The sequence below is a fragment of the Pseudomonas sp. SDO55104_S430 genome, assembly GCF_054070595.1.
In genome coordinates this window covers 1-3676 of sequence record NZ_JBSVXG010000371.1, presented here as the reverse complement: position 1 = coordinate 3676, position 3676 = coordinate 1, and the positions used below count along the sequence as shown (strand labels likewise).

Genomic DNA, 3676 nt, shown 5'->3' with positions numbered 1-3676 from the left:
TGCAGATTGCGACTGACACACCGCTTTCGCGAGCAAGCCCGCTCCCACATTGGTTTGTGGTGGTTTTGAAGATTAATTACCCCGGCATCCCGGGCCAGTTATCACACAGCCCCATTTGGGCGTTTTTTTTGCAGCGTGGCGCGGGCATACTAGGCCGTCCTCATCCCTGGTGCTGCCCGCCTCTATGCTTCGCGTCCTGATAGCCCTTGCTCTGACTTGCCTGCTCCAACCGGCCTTTGCGGACGAGCGCGCGCAAACCCAACAGCAGTTGGAAGCCACGCGCCAGGACATCGCCGAGCTGAAGAAACTGCTGGGCAAGCTGCAGGAAGAAAAATCCGGCGTGCAGAAAGACCTCAAGGGCACCGAAACCGAGATGGGCAAGCTCGAGAAGCAGGTCGAAGCCCTGCAAAAAGAGCTCAAGAAGAGCGAATCCGAGCTGCAGCGGCTCGATGCGGAGAAAAAAAAACTCCAGAGCGCGCGCACTGAACAGCAACAACTGATCGCCATCCAGGCCCGGGCCGCCTACCAGAACGGCCGCCAGGAATACCTCAAGCTGCTGCTCAATCAGCAGAACCCCGAGAAATTCGCCCGCACCCTCACCTATTACGACTACCTCAGCCAGGCTCGCATGGAGCAGTTGAAGAAATTCAACGAAACCCTGCGCCAGCTGGCCAATGTCGAACAGGACATCGCCAGGCAGCAGGCCCAACTGCTGGTGCAGCAAGGCAACCTCGATTCCCAGCGCAGCGAACTCGATAAAGTCCGCGAAGAGCGCCAGCAAGCCCTGGCCAAGCTCAATGAAGACGTGAAGGCTCGCGACCAGAAACTGGCAGCCCGCGAGCAGGATCAGGCAGACCTGTCTAAAGTCCTTAAAACCATTGAAGAAACCCTGGCTCGCCAGGCCCGTGAGGCAGAAGAAGCGCGGCAAAAAGCGCTGATCGCCCAGCAGGAAGCCGAAAAAAAGCGTTTACGTGAGGCTCAGGAGCAGGCAAACGCCAGCGACGAAGCCCCACGCAAACCGGTCAGATCGACGCCTGGCGCGCTGGTTTCCAGCTCCGGCGAAACTTTTGGCGGTGCGTTTGCGTCTACTCGCGGCAAACTTCCCTGGCCTGTCGATGGTCGACTGCTGGCACGCTTCGGCGAAACCCGTGGCGACGATGCACGGACCAAGTGGGACGGCGTGATGATCGGCGCCTCTGCCGGCAGCGCCGTACACGCGGTGCACGGCGGGCGCGTGGTGTTCGCCGACTGGTTACGCGGTGCCGGGCTGCTGGTGATTCTCGACCACGGCAACGGTTTTTTGAGTTTGTACGGTCACAACCAGACGCTGCTCAAGTCTGCGGGTGACGTGGTGAAAGCCGGTGAATCCATCTCCACTGTCGGTAACAGCGGCGGACAGGACACCCCGGCGTTGTATTTTGCGATTCGTCAGCAGGGCCACCCAAGTGACCCGGCGCAATGGTGCCGCACGCAAGGATAAGCGTGCCGCCTAATTCAGGAGTTCGTTCGACATGCTGCATTTGTCCCGCCTTACCTCGCTGGCCCTGACGATCGCCCTGGTGATCGGCGCGCCGCTGGCGTTCGCTGCCCAACCCGCCCCGGCCGCCGCGCCTGCGGGCACTGCGGCGACCACCAAGGCGCCATTGCCGCTGGAAGAGCTGCGCACCTTTGCCGAGGTCATGGACCGCATCAAGGCTGCCTATGTCGAACCGGTCGATGACAAGACCCTGCTGGAAAACGCTATCAAAGGCATGCTCAGCAACCTCGATCCGCACTCCGCCTATCTGGGCCCTGAAGACTTCGCCGAATTGCAGGAAAGCACCAGCGGCGAATTCGGCGGCCTGGGCATCGAAGTCGGCGCCGAAGACGGCTTCATCAAGGTGGTGTCGCCGATCGATGACACTCCTGCCTCCAAGGCCGGCATTCAGGCCGGTGACTTTATCGTCAAGATCAACGGCCAGCCGACTCGGGGCCAGAGCATGACCGAAGCCGTGGACAAGATGCGCGGCAAGATCGGCCAGAAAATCACCCTGACCCTGGTACGCGACGGTGGCACGCCGTTCGACGTGACCCTGGCCCGCGCCATCATTCAGGTGAAGAGCGTGAAGAGCCAGTTGCTGGAGTCCGGTTACGGCTACATCCGCATCACCCAGTTCCAGGTCAAGACCGGCGAAGAGGTCTCCAAGGCCCTGGCCAAGCTGCGCAAGGAAAACGGCAAGAAGCTCAACGGCATCGTGCTCGACCTGCGCAACAACCCGGGCGGCGTACTGCAGGCAGCGGTGGAAGTGGTCGACCACTTCATCACCAAAGGCCTGATCGTCTACACCAAGGGCCGCATCGCCAACTCCGAACTGCGCTTCTCGGCCACCGGCAAGGACGAAAGCGAGGCCGTGCCAATGGTCGTGCTGATCAACGGCGGCAGCGCCTCGGCGTCGGAAATCGTCGCCGGCGCCCTGCAGGACCAGAAACGCGCGGTGGTCATGGGCACCAACAGCTTCGGCAAGGGCTCGGTGCAAACCGTACTGCCGCTCAACAACGACCGCGCGCTGAAGATCACCACGGCGCTGTACTACACGCCGAACGGCCGTTCGATCCAGGCCCAGGGCATCGTCCCGGACATCGAAGTGCGCAGGGCCAAGATCACCAGCGAACAGGACGGCGACTACTTCAAGGAAGCCGACCTGCAGGGTCACCTGGGCAATGGCAACGGCGGCGAAGACAAGCCGACCGGTTCCGGCGGCAAGGCCAAGGCAATGCCGCAGGATGACGATTACCAGTTGGCCCAGGCCCTGAGCCTGCTCAAAGGGCTGAGCATCACTTCCGGCCGCTGAGGATGGGTTTGCGCTTCATCTTCGTCCTGTTGTGCTGTCTGGCGGGTACGGTTCACGCCGAACCCGCCGGACAGGTGCCTCACAAGCCCAAGGCCTACCTGAGCCTGATCATCGATGACCTGGGGCAGAACCTGCCCCGGGATCGTCGCGTGCTGGCGCTGCCCGGCCCGGTCACCGCGGCAATCATGCCCGACACACCCCACGCCACCGAGTTCGCCCGCGAAGCCCATCGCGCCGGCAAGATCGTCATCCTGCACATGCCCATGGACCCGGCCACCGGCCCGTTCGCCTGGCACCCGGAACTGCCGCAGGAAGAACTGGAAAAACGCCTCAATGCCGCCTTCAAAATGGTGCCCTACACCGCCGGCATCAATAACCACATGGGCAGCCGAATGACCGCGCAACCGGCGGCCATGGCGTGGTTGATGGCCGAGTTGCAACGGCGCCACAAGTTTTTCGTCGACAGCCGCACCAGCGCCCAGACGGTCGCTGCGCAACAGGCGCAGAAGATCGATCTGGCAAGTGTGTCGCGGGACGTGTTCCTCGATGACGAACGCACGGAAACGGCGATCTACAACCAGTTGCAGACCGCGATCAATCTGGCCCGCAAGCAGGGTTCGGCGGTGATGATCGGCCATCCGTATCCGCAGACCCTGGCGGTGCTGGAGCGTGAACTGCCCAAGCTAAAGGCTCAAGGGATCGACTGGATCGATATCAGATTGATGATCAGTGTACGCAGCAACAAGGCGATGGCGGGGCATGGGAAGGACGGGGTCTATCGCTAAGACTCAGGACACAATCGCGAGCAGGCTCGCTCCCACAATGGTCCTGCACACACGGAACCT

At 61.8% G+C, this 3676-nt stretch carries 3 protein-coding genes; all 3 read left to right on the top strand.

What is annotated here, in order from left to right; genetic code table 11:
• Positions 1–184: 184 nt before the first annotated feature.
• The 3 genes from ACW9JE_RS29555 to ACW9JE_RS29545 are packed head-to-tail and all read left to right on the top strand — an operon-like array spanning position 185 to position 3616.
• The gene (locus tag ACW9JE_RS29555; protein ID WP_457434773.1) at positions 185–1480 is read left to right on the top strand and encodes a murein hydrolase activator EnvC family protein; all 1296 of its coding nucleotides are present in this window, start codon (positions 185–187) and stop codon (positions 1478–1480) included.
• A 31-nt stretch (positions 1481–1511) separates the two neighbouring features.
• Entirely contained in the window at positions 1512–2831 is a 1320-nt protein-coding gene (locus ACW9JE_RS29550; protein ID WP_224534795.1) for a S41 family peptidase, read from the top strand.
• 2 nt (positions 2832–2833) lie between these two features.
• Complete coding sequence (locus tag ACW9JE_RS29545; RefSeq protein ID WP_457434772.1) at positions 2834–3616, top strand: divergent polysaccharide deacetylase family protein; 783 nt, start codon at positions 2834–2836, stop codon at positions 3614–3616.
• Positions 3617–3676 lie beyond the last annotated feature (60 nt).

Bases quoted from the DNA above. Each gene is read 5' to 3' on its own strand.
- ACW9JE_RS29555 (WP_457434773.1), top strand. From the start codon at position 185: ATGCTTCGCGTCCTGATAGCCCTTGCTCTGACTTGCCTGCTCCAACCG.
- ACW9JE_RS29550 (WP_224534795.1), top strand. From the start codon at position 1,512: ATGCTGCATTTGTCCCGCCTTACCTCGCTGGCCCTGACGATCGCCCTG.
- ACW9JE_RS29545 (WP_457434772.1), top strand. From the start codon at position 2,834: ATGGGTTTGCGCTTCATCTTCGTCCTGTTGTGCTGTCTGGCGGGTACG.